Annotated in this window: 23 protein-coding genes and 1 tRNA gene; 8 read left to right on the top strand and 16 right to left on the bottom strand. The window is 63.7% G+C overall.

The window, feature by feature from the left end; genetic code table 11:
* Positions 1-3: 3 nt before the first annotated feature.
* From nuoG to C7G41_RS24605, 11 genes are all read right to left on the bottom strand, one after another.
* The gene (gene nuoG, locus C7G41_RS24655) at positions 4-2,079 is read right to left on the bottom strand and encodes an NADH-quinone oxidoreductase subunit NuoG (protein ID WP_106944954.1); all 2,076 of its coding nucleotides are present in this window, start codon (positions 2,077-2,079) and stop codon (positions 4-6) included.
* 5 nt (positions 2,080-2,084) lie between these two features.
* Positions 2,085-3,410, bottom strand: a complete 1,326-nt coding sequence (gene nuoF, locus C7G41_RS24650) for an NADH-quinone oxidoreductase subunit NuoF (protein WP_106944953.1) — start codon at positions 3,408-3,410, stop codon at positions 2,085-2,087.
* Positions 3,411-3,425: 15 nt separating this feature from the next.
* A complete protein-coding gene (locus C7G41_RS24645) occupies positions 3,426-3,632 on the bottom strand; it encodes a hypothetical protein (protein ID WP_106944952.1) in 207 nt (68 codons plus the stop codon).
* Positions 3,632-4,243, bottom strand: a complete 612-nt coding sequence (gene nuoE, locus C7G41_RS24640; RefSeq protein WP_007610983.1) for an NADH-quinone oxidoreductase subunit NuoE — start codon at positions 4,241-4,243, stop codon at positions 3,632-3,634. Before nuoE ends, C7G41_RS24645 begins: the two co-directional genes overlap by 1 nt.
* Positions 4,244-4,255: 12 nt before the next feature.
* Positions 4,256-5,218, bottom strand: coding sequence for an FkbM family methyltransferase (locus C7G41_RS24635; protein WP_199198583.1), 963 nt, complete (start codon positions 5,216-5,218; stop codon positions 4,256-4,258).
* Positions 5,218-6,414 (bottom strand): NADH-quinone oxidoreductase subunit D, encoded by a 1,197-nt coding sequence (locus tag C7G41_RS24630; RefSeq protein ID WP_007603549.1) that lies wholly within the window; start codon positions 6,412-6,414, stop codon positions 5,218-5,220. Before C7G41_RS24630 ends, C7G41_RS24635 begins: the two co-directional genes overlap by 1 nt.
* Positions 6,415-6,416: 2 nt before the next feature.
* Entirely contained in the window at positions 6,417-7,031 is a 615-nt protein-coding gene (locus C7G41_RS24625; protein ID WP_106944950.1) for an NADH-quinone oxidoreductase subunit C, read from the bottom strand.
* Between the two features lie 11 nt (positions 7,032-7,042).
* Positions 7,043-7,630: an NADH-quinone oxidoreductase subunit B family protein gene (locus tag C7G41_RS24620; RefSeq protein WP_199198582.1), complete on the bottom strand. Its 588-nt coding sequence runs from the start codon at positions 7,628-7,630 to the stop codon at positions 7,043-7,045.
* Positions 7,621-7,986 (bottom strand): NADH-quinone oxidoreductase subunit A, encoded by a 366-nt coding sequence (locus tag C7G41_RS24615; protein ID WP_007603535.1) that lies wholly within the window; start codon positions 7,984-7,986, stop codon positions 7,621-7,623. The genes C7G41_RS24620 and C7G41_RS24615 overlap by 10 nt, the downstream gene beginning before the upstream one ends.
* Before the next feature lie 573 nt (positions 7,987-8,559).
* A complete protein-coding gene (locus tag C7G41_RS24610) occupies positions 8,560-10,809 on the bottom strand; it encodes a TonB-dependent siderophore receptor (protein WP_106944948.1) in 2,250 nt (749 codons plus the stop codon).
* Positions 10,810-11,033: 224 nt separating this feature from the next.
* Positions 11,034-11,546 (bottom strand): MarR family winged helix-turn-helix transcriptional regulator, encoded by a 513-nt coding sequence (locus C7G41_RS24605; RefSeq protein ID WP_106944947.1) that lies wholly within the window; start codon positions 11,544-11,546, stop codon positions 11,034-11,036.
* A gap of 201 nt (positions 11,547-11,747) precedes the next feature.
* On the opposite strand from C7G41_RS24605, the gene C7G41_RS24600 reads away from it, so the two are divergent.
* Both C7G41_RS24600 and C7G41_RS24595 read left to right on the top strand, forming a co-directional pair.
* The gene (locus C7G41_RS24600; RefSeq protein ID WP_106944946.1) at positions 11,748-12,938 is read left to right on the top strand and encodes an aromatic ring-hydroxylating dioxygenase subunit alpha; all 1,191 of its coding nucleotides are present in this window, start codon (positions 11,748-11,750) and stop codon (positions 12,936-12,938) included.
* Between the two features lie 62 nt (positions 12,939-13,000).
* Positions 13,001-14,293: an MFS transporter gene (locus tag C7G41_RS24595; protein ID WP_106944945.1), complete on the top strand. Its 1,293-nt coding sequence runs from the start codon at positions 13,001-13,003 to the stop codon at positions 14,291-14,293.
* Here C7G41_RS24595 and C7G41_RS24590 read toward each other — a convergent pair.
* Positions 14,290-15,198 carry an alpha/beta fold hydrolase gene (locus C7G41_RS24590; protein WP_245446675.1) on the bottom strand — a complete coding sequence of 303 codons (909 nt, stop codon included), beginning with the start codon at positions 15,196-15,198 and terminating at the stop codon, positions 14,290-14,292. The genes C7G41_RS24595 and C7G41_RS24590 overlap by 4 nt on opposite strands.
* 245 nt (positions 15,199-15,443) lie before the next feature.
* Here C7G41_RS24590 and C7G41_RS24585 point away from each other — a divergent pair, with 245 nt between their 5' ends.
* Positions 15,444-15,647: a hypothetical protein gene (locus tag C7G41_RS24585; protein ID WP_026232877.1), complete on the top strand. Its 204-nt coding sequence runs from the start codon at positions 15,444-15,446 to the stop codon at positions 15,645-15,647.
* 121 nt (positions 15,648-15,768) lie between these two features.
* Here the strand turns inward: C7G41_RS24585 and C7G41_RS24580 are convergent, their stop codons facing one another.
* Positions 15,769-16,602, bottom strand: a complete 834-nt coding sequence (locus tag C7G41_RS24580; RefSeq protein ID WP_106944943.1) for an FkbM family methyltransferase — start codon at positions 16,600-16,602, stop codon at positions 15,769-15,771.
* A 202-nt stretch (positions 16,603-16,804) separates the two neighbouring features.
* Positions 16,805-16,881, bottom strand: a tRNA-Asp gene (locus tag C7G41_RS24575).
* Positions 16,882-17,118: 237 nt separating this feature from the next.
* On the opposite strand from C7G41_RS24575, the gene C7G41_RS24570 reads away from it, so the two are divergent.
* Positions 17,119-17,433 (top strand): HU family DNA-binding protein, encoded by a 315-nt coding sequence (locus C7G41_RS24570; protein ID WP_106944942.1) that lies wholly within the window; start codon positions 17,119-17,121, stop codon positions 17,431-17,433.
* Positions 17,434-17,536: 103 nt separating this feature from the next.
* Positions 17,537-18,787: a peptidase T gene (gene pepT, locus C7G41_RS24565; RefSeq protein WP_106944941.1), complete on the top strand. Its 1,251-nt coding sequence runs from the start codon at positions 17,537-17,539 to the stop codon at positions 18,785-18,787.
* Between the two features lie 119 nt (positions 18,788-18,906).
* On the opposite strand, the gene C7G41_RS24560 is transcribed toward pepT, so the two are convergent.
* The gene (locus C7G41_RS24560; protein ID WP_106944940.1) at positions 18,907-19,950 is read right to left on the bottom strand and encodes an AraC family transcriptional regulator; all 1,044 of its coding nucleotides are present in this window, start codon (positions 19,948-19,950) and stop codon (positions 18,907-18,909) included.
* A gap of 236 nt (positions 19,951-20,186) precedes the next feature.
* Between C7G41_RS24560 and C7G41_RS24555 the strand changes: the two genes are divergently transcribed.
* Positions 20,187-20,798, top strand: a complete 612-nt coding sequence (locus tag C7G41_RS24555; RefSeq protein ID WP_106944939.1) for a MarR family winged helix-turn-helix transcriptional regulator — start codon at positions 20,187-20,189, stop codon at positions 20,796-20,798.
* A gap of 103 nt (positions 20,799-20,901) precedes the next feature.
* On the opposite strand, the gene C7G41_RS24550 is transcribed toward C7G41_RS24555, so the two are convergent.
* Entirely contained in the window at positions 20,902-21,792 is an 891-nt protein-coding gene (locus C7G41_RS24550; protein WP_106944938.1) for a hypothetical protein, read from the bottom strand.
* 352 nt (positions 21,793-22,144) lie between these two features.
* On the opposite strand from C7G41_RS24550, the gene C7G41_RS24545 reads away from it, so the two are divergent.
* Positions 22,145-22,378, top strand: coding sequence for a hypothetical protein (locus tag C7G41_RS24545; protein ID WP_106944937.1), 234 nt, complete (start codon positions 22,145-22,147; stop codon positions 22,376-22,378).
* Between the two features lie 120 nt (positions 22,379-22,498).
* A complete protein-coding gene (locus C7G41_RS24540; protein WP_106944936.1) occupies positions 22,499-22,861 on the top strand; it encodes a hypothetical protein in 363 nt (120 codons plus the stop codon).
* Positions 22,862-22,879 lie beyond the last annotated feature (18 nt).

Raw genomic sequence — 22,879 nt, 5'->3', positions numbered from 1 at the left:
GGCTCACTCCGCTGCGGTCAGCATCTGCCCGGAGGCAAGCCGCGAACACTCCGCCATCACGGCGGACGCACGCGCGATTGGGTTGGTCAAATAGAAGTCCTCGACGAGCGGCTTGAACGGGGCCTTCTCCGTCGTGCCGCCCTTCCCCGCCAGTTTCTTGATCTGATCGGCCGAGCCGGCCTCGATCTGGTCGAGACGGATCAAATGCGGCACGGCCTTGAAGATCGCCTGGCGCAAGGCCGAAAGCGAGTCATAGCCGAGCTTCTTGCCGAGCGCCTCCGACAGCGCGCGGACGATCGCCCAGTCCTCGCGGGCCTCGCCCGGCGGGAATGCGGCCCGTCCGGTCATCTGCACGCGGCCTTCGGTGTTGACGTAGATCGCCGACTTCTCGGTATAGGCGGCTGCCGGCAGGATCACGTCGGCGCGATGGGCGCCGCGGTCGCCGTGGGTGCCGATATAGACGACGAAGGTGCCGTCGGACGGCTTGATCTCGTCGGCGCCGAGCAGGAACAGCAGATCGAGCGTCCCGAAGGTCGTCATCTGCGCCGCGTTCAGCCCGCCCTGACCGGCGGCAAAGCCGATATCGAGCGCACCGACGCGCGAGGCGCTCTCATGCAGCACGCCAAAGCCGTTCCAGCCGTCCTTGAGCGCGCCGACATCGAGCGCGAGCTTGGCGGCGGCGGCGAGAATGGCAGCGCCGTCGTGACGAGAGGCCGCGCCCGCACCGACCAGGATGATCGGGTTCTTGGCGTTCTTCAGCACGTCCATGAAGGAGTGCTTGCCGGCCGCGAGCTCACCGAGCGTGTCGGTGCCCGCGCCGAGATGGTCATAGTCGTAGGTGAGGTCGGGCTTGGCGCCGATCACGCCGACCTTGAAGCCGCCGGCGCGCCAGCGCTTGCGGATGCGGGCGTTGAACACGGCCGCCTCTTTCCGCGGATTGGCACCGATGATGAGCAGCGCATCGGCCTGCTCGACGCCCGCGAGCGTCGGATTGAAGATGTAGGAGCCGCGGCCGAACGCGGGATCGAAGGCGTCGCCGCCCTGCACTGCCAGATTGGCCGAGCCGTATTTGGCCAGCAGATCCTTCAGCGCGAACATCTCTTCGACGCCGGCGAGGTCGCCCGCGATCGCACCGATGCGCTTGCCGTCGGTGCGGGCCGCTTTAGCGGCGATCGCGGCAAAGGCCTCGGGCCAGCTCGCCGCGCGCAGCTTGCCGGCTTCGCGGATATAGGGCCGGTCGAGGCGCTGGGTACGCAGGCCGTCGACGACGTGGCGGGTCTTGTCGGAGATCCACTCCTCGTTCACGGCCTCGTTGATGCGCGGCAGGATACGCATCACTTCGCGGCCGCGGGTGTCGACGCGGATCGCAGAGCCCAATCCGTCCATCACGTCGATCGACTGGGTCTTGCCGAGCTCCCATGGGCGCGCGGCGAAGGCATAAGGCTTCGAGGTCAGCGCGCCGACCGGGCAGATGTCAACGAGATTGCCCTGCAATTCCGAGGTCAGCGCGTGCTCGAGATAGGTCGTGATCTCCATGTCCTCGCCGCGGCCGGTCGCGCCCATTTCGGGGGCGCCGGCCACTTCCGCCGAGAAGCGGACGCAGCGGGTGCACTGGATGCAGCGGTTCATCGAGGTCTTGACCAGCGCGCCGAGATATTTGTCCTCGACCGCGCGCTTGTTCTCGGCGAAGCGGCTGGTGTCGACACCATAGCCCATCGCCTGGTCCTGGAGGTCGCACTCGCCGCCCTGATCGCAGATCGGGCAATCCAGCGGATGGTTGATGAGAAGGAACTCCATCACGCCTTCGCGTGCCTTCTTCACCATCGGCGAACGGGTGGAGATTTCCGGCGGCTCGCCCTTGGGACCCGGACGGCAATCGCGTACGCCCCAGGCGCAGCTCGCGACCGGCTTAGGGCCGCCCTTCACCTCGACGAGGCACATCCGGCAATTGCCGGCGATCGACAGCCGCTCGTGATAGCAGAAGCGCGGAATCTCGGCGCCGGCCGCCTCGCACGCCTGAAGCAGCGTGTATTCGGCGGGGACATCGATCTCTTTGCCGTCGATGATGAGCTTGGTCATTGTCTCTACTCCGCCGCGACCATGTTCACGGGATCGCGGACGCCGATATCGTCGATGTCGGACTTGTGCGAATATTCGTCGATGCGCGCTTCGATCTCATGACGGAAGTGCGCGATCAGGCCCTGGATCGGCCACGCCGCCGCGTCACCGAGCGCGCAGATGGTGTGGCCTTCGACCTGCTTGGTGACTTCCAGCAGCATGTCGATTTCGCGCTTGTGGGCGCGACCGTCGGCCATGCGGGTCAAGACGCGCCACATCCAGCCGGTGCCCTCGCGGCACGGCGTGCACTGGCCGCAGCTCTCATGCTTGTAGAAATAGGAGATGCGGGCGATGGCGCGGATCAAATCGGTCGACTTGTCCATCACGATCACGGCCGCGGTGCCGAGGCCCGAGCGCAGCTTGCTCAAGCTGTCGAAATCCATCGGCGTGTCGATGATCTGCTCGGCCGGCACCATGCGCACCGAGGAGCCACCGGGGATCACGGCCTTGAGATTGTCCCAGCCGCCGCGGACGCCGCCACAATGCTTCTCGATCAGCTCACGGAACGAAATGCCCATGGCCTCTTCGACGTTGCAGGGCCGCTCGACATGGCCGGAGATGCAGAACAACTTGGTGCCGACATTGTTCGGACGGCCGATGCCGGCGAACCATGCCGCGCCGCGGCGCAGAATGTCCGGCGCCACCGCGATCGACTCGACATTGTTGACGGTGGTCGGGCAGCCATACAGGCCGACATTCGCTGGGAACGGCGGCTTCAGACGCGGCTGGCCCTTCTTGCCTTCGAGGCTCTCGAGCAGCGCGGTTTCCTCGCCGCAGATATAGGCGCCGGCGCCGTGGGCGACGTAGATGTCGAACGGCCAGCCGTTGACGTTGTCCTTGCCGACCAGCTTGGCCTCATAGGCCTGGTCGATCGCCGCCTGGAGATGCTCGCGCTCGCGAATGAACTCGCCGCGGACATAGATGTAGCAGGCATGCGCGTTCATCGCGCAGCTCGCGATCAGGCAGCCCTCGATCAGGAGATGGGGATCGTGCCGCATGATCTCGCGATCCTTGCAGGTCCCGGGCTCGGATTCGTCGGCGTTGACGACGAGATAGCTCGGCCGGCCGTCGGTCGATTCCTTCGGCATGAACGACCATTTGAGACCGGTCGGGAAGCCGGCGCCACCGCGGCCGCGCAGCCCCGACGCCTTCATCTCGTTGATGATCCAGTCACGGCCCTTGTCGATGATGTTCTTCGTACCATCCCAGGCGCCGCGGCGCCGCGCGCCCTCGAGCCCCCAATCGTGGAGGCCGTAGAGGTTCTTGAAGATGCGGTCCTTGTCCTCGAGCATGTCAGTGCTTTCCGATCAACGGTTGGCTTGCTTGTAGGCAAGCCCGGCGGCGCAGACGGCGAAGGTCAGCGCCCAGAGCAGACTGGATTCCAGCGACGCGTTCAGGGCGAAGCGCTGAAGCAGGAAAATGAATGTGGCCGCTACGGCGGAATGCATTGCGACGAAGCCCCACTTCTTCACAACACTGCTCCCTTCAACTGGCGGCGACGAAAGATCACGCATCAGGTGATCTCCTTCAGCGTGGTCGGCCCACCGGTCGGCGCCGAGAACTGGCGGCCGTTCTGCGGACCGGGCTTGGGCGGATTGCCCGAAGCAAAGCCATCGAGCACCTTGCCGAAGCTTTCCTTGGTCAGATCCTCATAGGTGTCCTTGCCGATCAGCACCATCGGCGCGTTCACGCAGGCACCGAGGCACTCCACCTCTTCCCAGCTGAAATTGCCGTCCTTGGAGAGATGGAAGGGCTCGTGATGGATACGGTGCTCGCAGACGTGGATCAGATCCTCGGCGCCGCGCAGGCGGCACGGCGTGGTGCCGCAGACCTGGACGTGAGCCTTCTTGCCGACCGGGGCCAGCTGGAACATCGTGTAGAAGGTCGCGACCTCGAGCACGCGGATATAGGGCATGTCGAGCATGTCGGCGACAGCGCGGATCGCGGCCTCCGAGACCCAGCCGTCGTGCTGTTCCTGAACGCGCCAAAGAATGGCGATGACGGCCGAAGCCTGGCGCCCGGCCGGATATTTCGCGATCTGCTGCTTGGCAAACGCGAGGTTCTCCTCCGTGAACGCAAAGCTCGCGGGCTGGACTTCCTTCGGTGCTAATCGGCGAACGGACATCTCTTCAATCTCTCACTGCATGCGGCGCGCGGTTTTCGCATTCAGGGCATTGATCCTGTCCTGCCAGAATGCGCTTGCGGTGCCGAAAACATTGTAGCCAACGTGGGTCGAGACCTTGATGCGGTCGAGGATCGACAGCTCGGTCACCGTCTCCATACGCCTTGTGCTGGGATCGTAGACGATCAGCTTCAGCGGGGTGTGTTCGAGGATGTAGCGCGAGACCGCATGCGAGCGGTCGCTGCCGTGCTCCTCGCACATGATGACGCTGTCGGCCTGGAGCAGCCGGGCGCCGCCCTTGATCGCCTCGATCTCGACGCCCTCGACGTCGAGCTTGATCAGGTACTTGCCGCTCGCGGCGATCTTGCCGTCGTCGATGAGATTATCGAGCGCGATGACCGGCACGTCCTCGCCGCCCATCGACGCATCGCCGGCGATGCTGAAGGCCTCGTGCTTGGTGCCTGATAGACGCGCGGTGCCACGGGCCGCGCCGATCGCGCATTTCATGGTCTCGAAGCGGCTGCCGTTGATGCGGGCGTTGTTGGCGAGCTTCGGATGGTTCTGCCCCGACGGCTCGATCGCGATCGCCTTGTGCGAGCCGAACGGCTTGCTCGACACCAGCACCGACCAATAGCCGTAATTCGCGCCGCAATCGAGCAGCGTGTAGTCGACGTCGATGGAGTCGGCGAACAACAGCTCCAGCTCGTCCTCGTAATTGTAGGACCGGTTGAGCAGCTTGCTCCAATAGCCGTCGCCATACGGGAATTCGAATACGGCGTCGGGGTTGAGCTTGATCGCGATGTTGCGCTCGGGCAGCGTCTTGCGCAGCAGATTGGCGCAGGCGATGTAGCCCATATGGGAGAAGTGCGAGGAGATCTTCGATCCCGTCACCAGCGCCAAGGCAGCCGTCCGCTCCCACAGGTTGGCCCCTTCAAGGGCCCCCGAGGCACGGTCAAACTGGATCGGCGCCTGCGCCATCACCGATCGACCTCTCCGAACACGATGTCGAGCGAGCCGAGGATCGCCGAGACGTCGGCGAGCAGATGGCCGCGGCAGATGTGGTCCATGGCCTGGAGATGCGCAAAGCCGGGCGCGCGGATCTTGCACTTGTAGGGCTTGTTGGTGCCGTCCGAGATGAGAAAGACGCCGAACTCGCCCTTCGGCGCCTCGACCGCGGCATAGACCTCGCCGGCCGGCACGTGGACGCCTTCGGTGTAGAGCTTGAAGTGATGGATCAGCGCTTCCATCGAGCGCTTCATCTCGCCACGGCGCGGCGGCGCGACCTTGTTGTCTTCGACGACGACGGGGCCCTTCCCGTCGGCTGCGTTCAACTTCTGGATGCACTGCTTCATGATGCGCACGGACTGGCGCATCTCTTCCATGCGGATCAGATAGCGGTCGTAGCAATCGCCGTTCTTGCCGATCGGGATGTCGAAATCCATCTCGGCGTAGCATTCATAGGGCTGCGACTTGCGCAGATCCCAGGCCGCGCCCGAACCGCGCACCATCACGCCGGAGAAGCCCCACTCCCAGGCTTCCTTCAGCGACACCACGCCGATGTCGACGTTGCGCTGCTTGAAGATGCGGTTGGCGGTGAGCAGCCGGTCGAGATCTTCGACCACTTTCAGGAACGGATCGCACCAGGCATCGATATCGTCGACCAGCTTCTGCGGCAGGTCCTGATGCACGCCGCCGACGCGGAAGTACGCTGCGTGCATGCGGCTGCCGGAAGCGCGCTCGTAGAACACCATCAGCTTTTCGCGCTCTTCAAAACCCCACAGCGGCGGGGTCAGCGCGCCGACGTCCATCGCCTGCGTGGTGACGTTGAGCAAATGCGACAGGATGCGGCCGATCTCGCAATAGAGCACGCGGATCAGCTGCGCGCGGCGCGGCACCTCGATCCCGAGCAGCTTTTCTGCAGCCATGCAGAAGGCATGCTCCTGGTTCATCGGCGCGACGTAGTCGAGGCGGTCGAAATACGGGATCGCCTGCAGATAGGTCTTCTGCTCGATCAGCTTTTCGGTGCCGCGGTGAAGCAGGCCGATATGCGGATCGACGCGGGCGACGACTTCGCCGTCAAGCTCCAGCACCAGGCGCAGCACACCGTGCGCGGCCGGATGCTGCGGACCGAAGTTGATCGTAAAGTTGCGAAGCTGTTCGGGTTGCTCGTTCATGATCAGACCTTCGGCCCTGCTTTTTCATCGCCCGGAAGGACCGGATAGTCGGCGCCCTCCCACGGGGACAAAAAGTCGAACTTGCGGAATTCCTGGTTGAGCCTGACCGGCTCGTACACCACCCGCTTCTCCTGGTCGTCGTAGCGGACCTCGAGGAAGCCGGTGGTCGGGAAATCCTTGCGCAGCGGATGACCCTCGAAGCCGTAATCGGTCAGGAGGCGGCGCATGTCGGGATGGCCGACGAAGATCACGCCATAGAGGTCGTAGGCCTCGCGCTCGAACCAGTCGGCGCCGGGGAACACCTCGATCAGCGACGGCACCTGCGTGGTCTCGTCGGCCTGGGCCTTGAGCCGGATCCGGGCGTTCAGGGTCGGTGACAGGAAGTGATAGATCACGTCGAAGCGCTTCTCGCGCGAGGGATAGTCCGCCGCCGTGATGTCGGTGAAATTGATGAAACGGCAGTTCGGGTCGTCGCGGAGGTACTTGACCACCTCGACGATTTTGCCGACCTCGACATCGACCGTGAGCTGGTTGAAGGCCACCGAATGACCGATGGCGGCGCCCGGAAGCGCGCTAACGATCGTCTGCCCCAGGGCGTCGAGCTTGGCGTCGTCCATGACGTAAAACCTTAGCGTTCGATGGTGCCGGTGCGGCGGATCTTCTTCTGCAGCAGCAGCACGCCGTAGAGCAGCGCTTCCGCCGTGGGCGGGCAGCCCGGCACGTAGATGTCGATCGGCACGATACGATCGCAACCGCGCACGACCGAGTAGGAATAGTGATAATAGCCGCCGCCGTTGGCGCAGGAGCCCATCGAGATGACGTAACGCGGCTCGGGCATCTGGTCGTAGACCTTGCGCAGCGCAGGCGCCATCTTGTTGGTCAGGGTCCCCGCGACGATCATCACGTCCGACTGACGCGGCGAGGCGCGCGGCGCGAAGCCGAAGCGCTCGACGTCGTAACGCGGCATCGACACCTGCATCATCTCGACCGCGCAGCAGGCGAGACCGAAGGTCATCCACATCAGCGAACCGGTACGCGCCCAGGTGATGAGGTCGTCGGTCGCGGCGACGAAGAAGCCCTTGTCGGACAGTTCCGAATTGACCTCGAGGAAGAACGGATCATTGGCCCCGACCGGCTTGCCGGTCGACGGGTCCAGGATGCCCTTGGGGGCCGGCGCGAGAACCGGACCGGCGGACGACGTAGGGTTCAATCCCATTCCAGTGCGCCTTTCTTCCATTCATAGGCGAACCCGACCGTCAGCACGCCAAGGAACACCACCATGGACCAGAAGCCGGTCGCGCCAAGCTTGCCGAACGCCACCGCCCAGGGAAACAGGAACGCCACCTCGAGGTCGAAGATGATGAAGAGGATGGCGACCAGATAGAAGCGGACGTCGAACTTCATGCGGGCGTCGTCGAAGGCGTTGAAACCGCACTCATACGCCGACAGCTTTTCCGGGTCCGGCTGCTGGAACGCCACGATGAACGGCGCGATCAGCAGCACCAGGCCAATGAGGCCCGCGACCCCTATGAAGACGACGAGTGGAAGGTAGTTCTGCAGAATGCCGCTCATTGACGAGCCCTTTTTCCCGCAGCCTCGGGACAGCCACGGATTCGTCCAGTTTGGAATTGTTCTGAGCCTTAGCGCAGTGCACCAATGGGCGCAAGACACGCTCTTTTTAGGCCCTTTGTCGCCCTCAGAACGGTGGAAATCCCGGAATCACCCCGCGGCTGGTATGGAGCAGATCGACAGCGCCAGCAAGGGCGCCTCGATCAGTCCACACCCGCTGGGCCGTGACGTCCGTTGTTGGGAAGGCTCACATTATCTAGGCCGCGACGCAGCAAAGTCCAGATGACAACGAGGACCAGGCGCGCCCACGATCGGGCGGGCCATCCCGGAGCCATGCATCACGATCGGACCCGGGCCCGTCTGGCGAATGCGTCGGGCGGGCGGCGCCCGCCTCCGCTGCCGCGGAAATCGGTGGCGAGCGCGGCGGCGACGTGGCTTGGTCGTCACGCGCCGCGCTCGCATGAGCTTCGGGCCGGGGGGCATGGCCCGCAAGCTCATCGATCTCGTGGTGGAAGCCGGTGACGAGCCGGTCAGGCTCTCACGATGGCCTTCCCTCGCCTGTTCTCGTCATTTGCCTCACCATTTGTAGGAGACGCTGGCGGTGACGCGCCGGCGGTCGCCGTAGAAGCAGGATGACGCCGCCGCGCAGCTCGCGACGTAGATCTTGTCGGTCAAATTGACCACGTTCAGCGCGGTGCGCCAGTTCTGCCACTCGTAATGGAGCGCGAGATCGCCGAGCACGACCGCGGGAACCTCGAGGGTATTGGCGGTATCCGCCCACGATGAACCGATATAGCGGACACCGCCGCCGAAGCCGAACCCCGCGAGCGGCCCGTCCTTGAAGGTGTAGTCGGCCCAGCCGGACACCAGAAGCTCAGGCGTGTTGGTCGGGGTCTTGCCGACCAGCGACGGGTCCAGATCCCTGCTGTTGAACAAATGGTAGGCCGTGAACGAGCCGATCAGCTTCAGCTCGCGTGTAGCGTTCGCCACCGCTTCGAGCTCGATGCCGCGCGAGGTCACCTCGCCGGTCTGGTTCTGCAAGGTCGTGACGACAGGATCAGTGGTTGCCACGTTCTGGCGTTTCAGGTCGAACACCGAGGCGGTGAAGTAGCCGTCAAATCCCCGCGGCGCGACCTTCACGCCGATTTCCGCCTGCTGGCCGGTCTCTGGCAGGAACAGCTGGTTTTGCGCGTTGAGGCCGATGATCGGGTTGTAACTCGTGGCGTACGACACATAGGGCGCGATGCCGTTGTCGAAATTGTAGATCAGCCCGGCGCGCCCGCTGAACCTGCTGTCGTCGCGGCTGGCAAGCGTGGCGCCGCTATCGCGGGCAGCCTGCGTCGTCTCGACCCAATCGTTGCGGCCGCTCAGCACCAGCGTGAAGTTGCCGAGCTTCATCTGGTCCTGAAGATAGGTGCCGGCCTGCTTCTGCGTGATCTGGAAGTTGCGGAACGGTGCGCCCGTCAACGGAATGTCAAATCCATAGGCGGGATTGAAGACGTTGATCGAAGGCACGGTGCCGAAGTTGAAAGCCTGATAGTCGTCGATCTGGTAGCCCTTCAAATCGACCCCGAACAGCATCGTATGCCGCACCGCGCCGGTGTTGAAGCGGTACTCCAGCTGATTGTCGAGATTGGCCTGGTTTGCGGTGTTCTTCGCATACCAATTATAGCGACCGAGACTGGCCGTGTTGATGTCGGCCCAGTTGTTGCCGACGTAGCCGCGATAGGTCACATCGACATGCGCAAAGCGCGCATTCTGCCGGAACGTCAGGTCGTCTGTGAGATTGCGCTCGAACTGATAGCCCAGCATCTCCTGCTCGCGCGTGAACTTGTCGACGCTGGGATCGCCGGCGAAAAAGCTGGTCGGGATCCTGCCGAACCGAGCGTTGGTCACCGTGCCCTCATAGGGCAGGAAGTTGATGCCGCGGGTTTCCTGCCGGGAAGCTGAAGCCAGCACCGTGAACGTCGTATCGGCGTCCGGTTTCCAGGTCACCGACGGCGCGATGAAGTAGTTGTTGTCCGGCGTGAAATTGACCTGCGTGGGGCCGTTCTGGACCTGGCCGACGACGCGGTAGAACAGCTTGCCGTTCTCAGGGCTGGTCACGACCGGGCCGCCGACATCGAAGCCGACATACGCGTTGCCGAAATTGTTGACGCCGGTCTCGATGAAACGGACGGGCTCCGCGGGCGGCATCTTGCTGATGACGTTGACGATGCCGCTCGGGCTCGATCCGCCATAGAGCACGGCCGACGGACCGCGCAGCACCTCGACGCGCTCCATGTTGGGCGTCTGAAGCTTCCAGCTCGCATAGGACGTGTAGAACAGCTGCATGCCGTCGAGAAACAGTCCGATGTCGTCGGACTTGAAGCCGCGGATCAGCCACCAGTCGTTGCGCGTGTCCGCGCCGAAGGTCCCGGCGCGGACACCGGCAGTATAGCGCAGGACCTCGTCGAGCTTGTTCGGCTTCTGGTCGCGGATCTGCTCCGCGCCAATCACCGACACCGCCTGCGGCGTCTCCATGATCGGCGTGTTGGTCTTGGTGCCGGACGAACTGCGGCCGGCGACGTAGCCGTGCACCGGGCCGAGCGGGGTCTCGACGAAACCGACATTGCGCGGCGGCTGCGGTCTGCTTCGGTTGGCTGTCTGCTCGGATGATCGCGGCGCGCGGCGCTGGGCGGAGGTGGCGCGGCGGCGCGCTTCCGGCGCGGTGACGGTCACCGACGGAATGTTCTGCGCGCCACTCTGCGCAGGAGATTGTGCAAGCGATGCCTGCGGCAGCAAAACCAAAGCGGATGCGGTCGCCAATACGGCCGACCGCAGCATTCCAAGACTGTTCAACGCGCAACCCCAAAACTGCGTGTCCGATTGCGCATGCCGTCAGTCCCGTGACGGCATGCGCTTGCGGTGACGCTTAGGGGAGCGCGCGCGAATTCCCTAATTGAAAGCCTCTTAGAGAGAGTCTTAGAAAGAGTCTTGGAAGAGTTTTTGGAAGGGTTCTCGGAAAGGTTCTTGGAAGCGATCCAACATGTCCCGGGATTGCCGACACGTCAGCGCGAAGTCTTCTCGCTCTCGAGCAGCTCGGCGGCGATCTCCGTCAATTGATCGACCTGCTGCAGCAGCGCCTCGAACTCGGCTTCGCTCAGATGTTCGCGCAAACGCCGATTACGCTCCTGCGCACCGGCGACGATTGCATCATGCGCCGCAAGACCGGTTGCGGTCAGCGAGACCAGCACCTCGCGGCTGTCCTTCGGGTTCGCTGATTTCGCGATCAGCTTGCGCGACACGAGTTCCGCAAGCGCGCGGCTGATCTGGCCCTTGTCCTGGCCGACGGCTTCCGCAAGCCGCGCCACGCTCATCGGCGGCCGCCTGCCGAGCGAGGCGACCAGGCCAAACTCGACCGAGGACAATCCGGCGAGACGCTTGTAGCGCAGGATGGCGCCGCGCTTGAGCAAATTGGCCAGCACCATCAGCCGCGACGACAGCATCACGGTGATCGGCGCCGGCGGATCGCTCTCGTCCGTCTCGGGCGACGACCCGCCCCTGCTCTCGATCTGGCTCATGATCCACCTCTGCCAAGAAAGGCGAAGCCTGCCAAGCCCAGGCGGGACCGGTCAAACCGGAGGGCGGCCTCCGTCGCCGGCCTCGTCGAATGCGACTAAGAGGCACTTTGAGTATCGTTGACATTGTCATCGATCTACCTTTCACTGTGCACAAGACATCAAAAAAGGCCCGGCCGGCACGGCCGCAGCGGGAGGACCGGTATGAGCATCACCCAGCGGGATCGCGATCTCGGAACGGCCTATGCGATGAAGCCGGCGCACACGCGCACCGAGCTCACCTCGGTCGTGCGCGGCACGCCGATGGGTGAACTGCTCCGCCGCTACTGGCATCCGGTCGGGCTCATCAGCGACGCCACCGACACCCCGAAGAAGGTTCGCGCGCTCGGCGAGGATCTGGTGCTGTTCCGCGACAAGCACGGGCGCGCCGGCCTGCTGCACGCCCGCTGCTGCCACCGCGGCACGACGCTCTATTACGGCAAGGTCGAGGAGGACGGCATCCGCTGCTGCTATCACGGCTGGAAGTTCGACACCGAGGGTCATTGCCTGGAGCAGCCCTGCGAGCCCGACGGCGGCCAGTTCAAGGACAAGGTGCGCCAGCCCTGGTATCCGGTCGAGGAACGCTATGGGCTGATCTTCGCCTATATGGGCCCGGCCGAGAAACGCCCGGTGCTGCCGGCCTATCAATGCCTGGAGACCATGGACGACGGCGAGTTCGTCGAGGCGGACGATTCCTCGATCGGCGGCGGCGGTCCGGCGATCATCCCCTGCAACTGGCTCCAGCATTTCGAGAACGTGGTCGATCCCTACCACGTGCCGGTGCTGCACGGCTCGTTCTCCGGTCCGCAATTCACCAACATGATGGCTTCGATACCGGAGGTGACGTTCGACAAGACGCCGCGCGGCATCGCGGTGCGCTCGATCCGCAAGCAGGATGACGGCCGCGTGTTTTACCGCGTCACCGAGGCGGCGCTCCCCACCTTGCGCGTCGTTCCAAACCCGCGCGTGGCGCAATTCGCCCGCGTCGAGTCGATCGGCTGGACGCTGCCGATCGACGACACCTCGTTCCGCATCTACGTCGCAGGCCGCGTCAAGAACGCCGGCGACATCGGCCGCATGCGCTCGAAATTCAACGGCAAGTTCTGGTGGGACATGACCGAGGAAGAGCATCAGCAATTTCCGGGCGACTACGAAGCCCAGGTCGGCCAGGGGCCGCAGACCGTCCATTCCGAGGAACATTTCGGCCAGAGCGACCGCGGCATCCTCATGATCCGGCGCATGCTGAGCGATCAGCTCGAGACAATGGAAGCAGGCCGCGAACCGATCGGCATCTCGTTCGACGCAAGCGCACCGCCAGTCGAATTCGAAGCGGGGAACTACATCCGCGACGCGTGAAGCAGCCAGCTCCAATCAAAGCTGGACCGACAACGATAACAAAGACTAATTGGGGGGAAGCGATGGTCGATGTGACGTCACAGATGTCGGTGCAAACGGCCGCCGCGGCAAAGCCCTCGGCGCGGCGCTATTACGTGCTGGGCCTGCTCACGATCATCTACGCGCTGAACTTCCTCGACCGCACGATCTTCAACGTGCTGATCGAGCCGATCAAGAAGGAGTTCCAGCTCAGCGACACCATGATGGGCCTGCTCGCGGGCTTCGGCTTCGCCCTGTTCTATTCCCTGCTCGGCATTCCCATCGCGCGCGTCGCCGACCGGCTCAACCGGCGCAACATCGTCGCTGTCGCCTTTGCGTTCTGGAGCGCGATGACGGCGTTGTGCGGCGCCGCTTCGAGCGTCACCTCGCTGGCGCTGGCGAGGATCGGCGTCGGCATCGGCGAATCCGCGGGCTCTCCCGCCTCGCAATCGATCGTCGCCGACCTCTTCGCCAAGAACGAGCGTCCGCGCGCGCTCGGCATCTACGCAGTCGGTACCTATCTCGGCGTCTTCCTCGGCTATTTCGTCGGCGGCTACGTCAACCAGCACTATGGCTGGCGGATGGCGTTCTACGTCGCGGGCCTGCCCGGCATCCTGCTCGCTATTGTCCTGTGGCTGACGATCTCCGAGCCGAAGCGCGGCGCCATGCAGGAGAATTTCGTGCCTGAGCCGCTCGGGCCGACCCTGCGCTTCCTGGCTTCGCAGCAGAGCTTCGTCATCGTGCTGATCGGCTTCTGCCTCACCACCTACACGAACTACGCGACCGCGGCCTGGATCCCGCCGTTCCTGGCGCGCGTGCACCATCTGTCGAGTGCCGAGATCGGCACCTATGCCGGCACCTTCAAGGGGCTCGCCGGCATGGCCGGCACCCTGCTCGGCGGCTTCGTGGTGGCGCAGATCAGCCGCCGCGACGATCGCTGGAAGCTGTGGGCGCCTGCGATCACCTCAGGGCTCGCCGGGCCGGTGTTCGCGCTGTGCATGCTGACGCAGGACTTCAAGATGATGGTGGCCATGCTGGCGCTGACCTCGTTCCTGGTCGGCTTCCATCTCGGACCGATCTTCGCGATCGCGCAGACCGTGGCCAAGCCGAGCATGCGGGCGCTGGCCTCCGCCCTGATCGCGCTCACCGCCACCTGCTTCGGCCAGGGCATCGGCCCGCTCGCCGTGGGCGTGGTCAACGATGCCCTGAAGGGCGCTTACGGCGCCGACGCCGTGCGCTATTCCCTGCTCTCGGCGGCGGTCACGACCACGCTGGGGGCGCTCCTGTTCGTCTGGGCGGCGCGCACCATCCGCACGGACATCAAGCGAGCGAGCTAGGCGCCCATGAACGCCAGCATGTCCGCGATCAGGCGCTCGCTGTGCGTCAGCGGCAGCGGATGCGGGCCGCCTTGGTAGACGGTCAGCTTGCTGCCCTTGATTAGCTTTGCGGTCTTTGCACCGGTCAATGGCAGCGGCGCGCTGGCATCCTTGTCGCCATGAACGATCAGCGTCGGGCGATCGATCTTGGCGGCTGCCGCGCGGAGATCGGCGAAGGCGATGGCCTTGCGGCAGGCCAGCGCCACCGGCAACGGCACGCTCAGCATCATCTCGCGGATCCAGGCCCGCGTGATCTCGGGTGTCTCGGCGGTGAAGAACGGCGTTTCGTTCGCCGCAATCCATTTGGGGAAGTCGCGCGCGATGGCCGCGTTGTCGGCCTCGATCATCGCCTTCGGCACCGCATCCGGATTGTCTTCGGTCTTGATCAGGAATGGCGTCGTCGGCGCAACCAGCACCACCCTTGCGATCCGGTCCGATCCGTATCGTCCGAGATAGTTCACTGCCTCGGCCGTCCCCATCGAGAAACCGACCAGCGTCACGTCGCGCAGGTCACGCGCCTCGATCAAAGCGGCGACGTCGTCGGTCAGCGTGTCCAGGTCATACCCGGCGGACGGCATCTCGGACCGGCCATGCCCACGCCTGTCGGGCGCAACACAGCGGAAGCCATTCGCGTTGAGGGCGGCAATCTGGCTGCCCCACGTGGTAGCGTCGAACGTCCAGGCCGAAAGCAGCAGCACCGGTCGGCCGCTGCCCCAATCCTGCAGGAACAGTTTTGTGCCATCCCTGGCAGTCACAAAAGACGGCCGCTCATTCTGCTGGGCCGCTGCCACTGGCGTGCTCGCACCAGAAGCTGCCGCGAAGGCGGTCCCAAACAACGTGGCTTCTAGGACGGTTCGACGGTTCATTGTGCTTCTCCCTTGCCGATCAGTCGGCCCATCGGTCTCGGCCGATGAAAACGATCGTGACCGGGCGGGATCACCTCCGCGATTACGCGCCAGGTAAGATCGCTTAGAGTCCTCCCGCCGCCCCCAGGCGAAACCAGCCAAACGGCCGAATGAAACCATTTTGCGGAACCCGCGAAACCATCCGGAAACAGACGGTCCTTACAAGAAGAGCCATAGACGGCGGCAAAGCCCGTCGGGAGGCTCAGATGAACCACTCCATTCACTCCGCTGATCGTGCGACCCACCTGAAGATCGTGGTGGTGGCGCTTGTGGCCGGCATCACGGTGGCCGGCTTCGGGATCGCAGCCCGCACCAATGCCGATTACAGCCAGACCGCCCAGTCCGCCCACGTGATCAAGGCCGGCAAGCCGGTCGTGGTGACCAGCGCCGGGACGTCGGAGATCCGCTGAGGACGAAAAAGGTCCGGTTTGATACCAAACGGCCGCCTTCGGGCGGCCTTTTTGATTCAGGCGATCGGTAAGGACGCCCTATCGACCTGAGGGCACACCGAGCGCGCCAACTTGAATCGGGTCAATAGCTGCCGCAGCAGTGCTTGAATTTCTCGCCTGAACCGCAGGGACAGGGATCATTGCGGCCGACACCGCTCTTCCCATAACGCAGCCGGTTGAGGGCTTTCCTGTTCTGCTCCAGGATCATCTTGCGGCGCGTCTCCTGCACGCCGATCACGGCAGCATTGTCCCCAGCGTCCCAGAAGGCCTGCGGCTTCAAATGGGCGAGCTTGCCGCTGACATAGACCGGGTAGAACCAGCCGAGCGTTCCGTCGCGCAGGCGCTGCAGCGTCGTCAGGTCGTAGAGAAAGAAACCTGCGTCCAGCAGCATCGCATTGATGTCCTGGAAGTCGTCAACGTCGGTCTCGCAGACGACAACACTGCAATTCTCGAGCACGTCGCGCGCGCCCTTCAGCGCGGCCTGTTCCGCGCCCTGCACATCGAGCTTGAGCAGGAACGGCGGCTTGAGCGAGAGCTCCTCGACGAGCGCATCAAGCGTCGTCGCCGGCACTTTCACCTTGCTGGTAACCAGGTCGTTGACCCGCGACCAGTAGACGTCGCCCGCGGGACGCAGCGATGACCAGTAGGGATGCACGGACTCGGTGATCTCGATCTCGCCCTCGTGGTCGGTGATGGCGCAAATGCGATAATGCCCGCCAAGCACCTCCTTGATGGCCTTGAGGGAGTCCTCATAGATCCGATTGGCGTCGACGTTCAGTGGCACCGCACCGCCGAGGCACGACTGATGGTTGAGCACGAAGTGCCCGTCGGCGCAGCCCAGATCGATGACGGTCCCGTAGCGCACGCCCTTCGCGAACAGGTTTTGCAACGTCGCGCTGAAATCGGCTGCCTGCATCAAATCGATCCGAACAATCCCGGATTGAGCGGTACCATGTGATCAACGGCGCGATCAACTCGAGCGCCTGGCGGCCGTCGCGCGGCGACGGAATTTCGCAGGGGTCGAAGACCAAAAAGCATGCGGGAATCGGGTCGCGCGGGACCCGAGATCGAAGCGGGATCAGGATTTGAAGGTAAGGGTATGAAAGGATTGCCAAAAATGGCGCGAGAGACGGGGCTCGAACCCGCGACCTCCGGCGTGACAGGCCGGCGCTCTAACCAACTGAGCTACTCCCGCGTGACACGCAAATGTCTGCGGAACGAGGGGGGACTTAAAGGCCGGACCTAGTGAAGTCAAGGATGTTGCAGCCACAGCCTGAACGAGGCGGATTTCCGTCGAGGGCGCGCAAGAACGTGGCCCCGGCTGCGACGGCTGACGTATTCAGTCCAGTCCCGAATCGTCTACGCCTCCGGGAACTTGCGGGGTTCAGGGGCCGTCCCCCCGACCAGCGGCAAGAATCGAGGAGCCTCACACATGGCTAAGAAGGATCCGGCGAAAAAGGCAGCCGCTCCCGCCACCATCACGCTCAAGCACCTCGCCGCCGACATTGCGGAGAGCCAGGACCTGTCGAAGAAGCGCGCCGAAGCCGTTCTGACCGATATGGTCGACCTGATCACCAAGCACCTGAAGAGGGGCGACCGTGTTCGGATCGTCGGGCTTGGTATTCTCCAGGTCCGCAAGCGCGCCGCCCGCACCGGCCGTAATCCCGCCACCGGCGAGCCCATCCACATCAAGGCCAGCAAGAAGGTCGCCTTCCGCCCGGTCAAGGAACTGAAAGAGGCGATCTGACCACTCACGTTTCGTTAAGCCTGATCAGCGTTCCTCCGGCCTCACCGCGCCCTGCTTTTCTGGTATACCGCCCCTCTCCCCTGACCCGGCGGTTTGACCAGAAATGTCCTCCCTCACCTTTTCGCATACCGTGACCGAGCGCTTCCTGCGCTACGTCACCATCGACACCCAGTCCGATCCGGAATCCCCGAGCTCGCCCTCGACAGAGAAACAGAAGGACCTCGGCCGCGTGCTCGCCGCCGAACTGAAGGCCATGGGCGTCGAGGACGCGCATCTCGATGACTTCGGCTACGTCTACGGAACGATCCCGGGCAACACGACCAAGAAGGTGCCGGTGATCTGCTTCTGCTCGCACATGGACACCTCGCCCGACGTCACCGGCAAAGACGTCAAGCCGCAGATGGTGAAGAACTATCGCGGCGGCGACATCACGCTGCCGGGCGACACCAGCCAGGTGATCCGCTTCGCCGAGCATCCGGCGCTGAAGAACCAGATCGGCAACGACATCATCACCACCGATGGCACCACGCTGCTCGGGGCCGACAACAAGGCCGGCGTGGCCGAGATCATGGATGCCGCGCATTTCTTCATCAACAACCCCGACGTGAAGCACGGCACCATGAAGATCCTGTTCACGCCGGACGAGGAGATCGGCCGCGGCGTCGACAATGTCGACATCAAGAAGCTGGGCGCCGAGTTCGCATACACCATGGACGGCGAGAGCGCGGGCTGCGTCGAGGACGAGACCTTTTCGGCGGACGGCGCCACCATCACCATCAACGGCGTCAGCGCCCATCCCGGCTATGCCAAGGGCAAGATGGAGCATGCGATCAAGATCGCCGCCGCCATCATCGAGCGGCTGCCCCGGGAAGGCTGCTCGCCCGAGACGACATCAGGCAAGCAGGGCTTTCTGCATCCGATCGGCATCGAGGGTGCGCTGGAGCAGGCGACGCTCTCCTTCATCGTGCGCGACTTCACTGAGGAAGGATTGAAGGAGAAGGAGATCCTGCTCGAGAACATCGTCAAGGACGTGATGAAGGATTTCCCGCGCTCGACCTACACATTCGAGGTGCGGGAGCAGTACCGCAACATGAAGCAGGTGATCGATCGTCACCCGCACATTCTCGAATACGCCATCGAAGCGATCCGCCGCGCCGGCCTGCGCCCGATGCGCACCGCGATCCGCGGCGGCACCGACGGCTCCCGCCTGTCCTTCATGGGCCTGCCCTGCCCCAACATCTTCGCCGGCGAGCACGCATTTCACTCCCGGCTCGAATGGGTCAGCCGGCAGGACATGGAGAAGGCGGTCCAGACGATCGTCCACCTCGCCATGATCTGGGAGGAGAAGGCGTAAGCGCCGACGCGATGCCGTCATCGCAGGCGGTACACAATCGAAAAGCGCGTTCGCCAGATAGTTAGCACGGGCCCCAGTCACTCAGACCGGGCGCTGGGCGCATGTGCTTAAGGTTGCCGCTAGTGCTCCATTGCGTGGTCCGCCCGAAACCGCCTTGGCGTCGATCCGGTCCACCGGGCAAAGGCGTTGGTAAAGGAACTGGCCTCGCGGTAACCGAGCAGCCACGCTATCTGGGAGATCGGCAGTTCCCGCTCCCGCAGGTATCGCTTGGCCAAAGCTGTTCGCAGCCGGTCGAGAAGCTCGGAGAATGTTTCTTCTTCCGCCGCCAGCCCCCGCGCCAGCGTGCGGCGGCTCATGCCGAGGCGACCGGCAACTTCCCCTACGTTCGCCGTGCCGTGGGGCAGCAGTTGGACGATCAATTGCTCCACGCGGAATCGAAGGCTTGATCGGGACAGCTTTCCCTTGCCAAGCGCCTCATTCGCGTAGTTGAGCAGCAGCCGGTTGAGATAAGCGTCAGCACCGACGGAGGGCAAGCACGCGTCCGAGGGGGCAAACACGATCTCATCGGCGTCGGCATCGAAGTCGATGGCACAGCCCAGAAAAGCACGAACGTCGAGAGGCACCGTCGTGCGATGGTGCCTCGTTCTGATTTGGCGCGGCGTCAATTGGCGACTGGTCAAGTGCCGACAGACGCGGATCAAGGCTGCGAACCAGAACTCGATCTGATGGCGGTCCGAGCCACGCTCCACGTTGACGTATTCGAGCGTGACAACGGCGGCACGGCCGAAACCGACCCGGATGCGAACGCCCTCATTATTGAGCGAGCTGTAACGCTCGGCGTGCCGAAGCGCTTCGGCAAGACTCTCCGATGACGTCATGACGTAGTACAGCAGCCCGATCTGGCGGAGATCGAAATCGCGCGCCAAATGAAACCCCAGATGATCGTCCCGCAACTCCCGTGCGGCGGCTTCGAGCAACTTGATCTGGGTCTCCACCCCGAGACGATGACTTGGATCGTCGATCGCCTCGAGCGTCAATCCGGCCCTCGACACGAATCGCGCCAAGTCCTTTCCGGCTTTGCGAATCCGCTCGCACGCAAGCCGCGCAATCCCGCCTGTCGCGTTGGGTACAGCACTGAGCCGATCGGATTGGACGTAGCGCATGGCAGGGCGTGCCTCGTCACGTTGGCTCAAAAAGCCAATTTCTCGGCACTTGATCGCAAGACCAACCTCCCATCCTCCCGTACGAGAGGTCCATCGCCCCGCGCGCTGTTTCCACAGGAGTCGCGACGACGACAACCTTCGTTGATTTGGATCAATGGAACTGACCCACGGGCGAGAACGCAGTGCAAAGACCACTTCGACATCCAGAAGAACCGAAGCTCCGGGCCAGATAGACTATGGCGCTGGAGCGGGAAACGGTTGAGCTGCTGGTTCAAGCGGTGAAAATCTGCCATTTCGGAAACGATCGACTGGGCTTGCACAATCGGGAATGGATGGTGCTGCGTTTTCTGTCGCGCGCCAACAGATTTTCACGAACCCCCTCGGCGGTTGCCGCCCTCACTGGCACGACCAGGGCAACCGCTTCGCAGATCGTGAAGATCCTTGAGGCAAAGTCTTACCTGGCGCGAAGACCTTCAAAACGAGACGGGCGCTCGACGACACTTGTCGTGACCTCTCAGGGTGAGAAGCTTCTGGCGCTGCACGATCCGCTCAACGGTCTGTTGGACGCAATCACTTCGCTGATTCCCGAGGAATGTCTCAGGCTAAGGGACTCGCTTGGCAAAATCCTCAATCGCATCGATACGGCGGATCGTCAGCCGGCTGTGGGCGCCTGCCGCGACTGCATGTTTCTCGCCGAAACCGGCATAAAGCGGCCGTCCCACGGCCGAGCGCGGACAAACATGGAGCTTCGGTGCCGCCTTCACCGCGCGCTGATCCCTGCCGGCGAGGTCGACCTTCTCTGCACGACTTTCGTGCGCGCTACCGCAACTGGCCGAGAGCCCGCGTGACCTCGTGATCCGAAGTCCCACCTGAGTGATCTGGCAGGAGAAGTATTAGCGCTCTCGTCAAAGAGCAATATGGCCGGGATCGCTCCCGGCCATCGCCTGCATGTTACGGCACCGGCATCGCTCGCGGAGAGCGATGGAAGCGGTTCGAGCTTGCCATCCAGTTCGGCAACGGCTCGCCGTCGCGATGGCGGCCGCCGGCAACCGCCGCAGCCCAGGCCACCGCAGCGCCGATCAGGGCTGCTGCCGCAACGGAAAAGGCGACGATGATGGAGTTGCGCCGCGCCCGATTGATGGCCGTCTTTGCATCTGCGATCAGCGCGTCGACCCGTCGTTCCGAGTCGGGGGCAGCGAGTCCTGTCAGCGCGGCCACCTGCTGCACGAGGTAGGCCCGGTCATCGCTGCTGACGCCACTGTGGCTCGACGACGTCATCAGGATCCGTCCCGCTTCGGCACGGGCTTCCCTGAGGTCCATGTTGGGGGCCCGCCGCGCGACGCGAAACAGCTTGTCCAGCTCATAACTCAGCAGAGGCTCGGCGGCGGATGTATTGCTGGCCGAGCTGCGCATCGGCGAACGGTCAATCGCAGCTGCGCCGAGCATCGCGAGCAGAGCTGCACCAAGCAGCACGGCAAGCGCCCAGGACATCAGCCCATGCACTCCATCCCGTCGTTCGCCATCGTCTTCGCTCGCCGCCATCGCCGGCGCCGGTCGCGCAGTACGACCGGCGATATAGCCGCCAAAGCCGAAGCTGATAATGGCCTGGATGATCAGATAGAGGCCGGACAGCAGCGCAAGCGCTACCGACGCATCGCGCCATGTCGGCGAGGCTGAACTGACGCCCAGCCCGACCGCGACGCCAAAGCCGACCAGGATGAACGACATTGCGCCGGCGGCGAGGGCTCCTGCGAACACAGAACTCCACTGGATGGTTCTGCCCTCGCCACCCTCAAAACCGCCCTCGATGATTTCTTCCCGCATCAGAGTTTCAACCGTCATGACGGCCCTCTCAGCGCAGGCCGAAGAACGACAGAATCGCCATGATCACGACGATCAAGCCGATGAGATAAATCAATCCGTCCATGGTCCGTCCTCCTCAATTTCTCCTCGTCCCCAATCGCAACGAACAAGGAACGTTCCAAAATGGACGGAGCCTTGGGAACGAACCGGCGCGATGCGGATTGTTGGTCCAAGTCCCAAGGATGAAGTTTGTGAGCATGAAAGCCCCAGCCGGTCGGTCCCGGAGCTGGGGCTTTCTTTTTGGGCGGCGGTTCCTGTCCTATGTTAACGACGCCGGCTCTCCGATCATCAAGGATGCGATCGGAGCGAACCTCCGGATCGGGAGAGTCGTGTGGATCGCAGAACTGCGTGCCTTCATCAGGCAGATGCATTCCGAGAAAAGGCGATCGCCGATCCCGAGCACCACGACCAGTGGATCGATGAAGCCATCAAATGGCTGGAACGGGCCATGGAAGCCGGCTGTCGCGCCGTCGTCACGGTCGAAGCCGGCGACACCGGCGATATGCAGGAGGTGGCACGCGGAGCGGCAGCCGAGGCTCAGCTGAGCTTGATCACACGCCAATGAGAAGAGCTGGCGTCGCCGCTACCGCTGCGGCAATTGTTCCAGGGACGTAACAATGTTGCGGGTCGACACCGTTCTCGCCCCCATGCTAGGCCGGACGCAGACCGCAACCGGAGTGACGTCGTGCTCGCGAACCGCCAGCCCTCAGGATCATGCCGGCCGCGCAACTGGCGCGGGCTGTTATCTGTGCTGATCGCGATTGTCTACCTGTTCGCGGGAGCGCTGCATGGCCTGCACGACATCGACGTGACCACGCCCGGTGGTGGCTCGGAGATCAGCGCGGTCCTTGACGGCTCGGGAGATCACAACGACCACAAAGCCATCGGCGGACATCATTGCCATGGCTGCTTCTCGGTGACGGTGGCGCAGCCGGCGCCACCGGCCGCATCGATCGGGCTCGTGTCCGCATCGCGCCCGCAACGCGCACTCCGGCTCGCCGGCATTGTCCCCGATACCGACTCCCCGCCTCCCAAACAGATGGCCTGAACGGATTGGTCGGGCGCG

The organism is Bradyrhizobium sp. MOS002 (assembly GCF_003020115.1).
In the GTDB taxonomy this organism is placed as follows: domain Bacteria; phylum Pseudomonadota; class Alphaproteobacteria; order Rhizobiales; family Xanthobacteraceae; genus Bradyrhizobium.
This window is presented reverse-complemented; position numbering and strand designations above follow the sequence as displayed.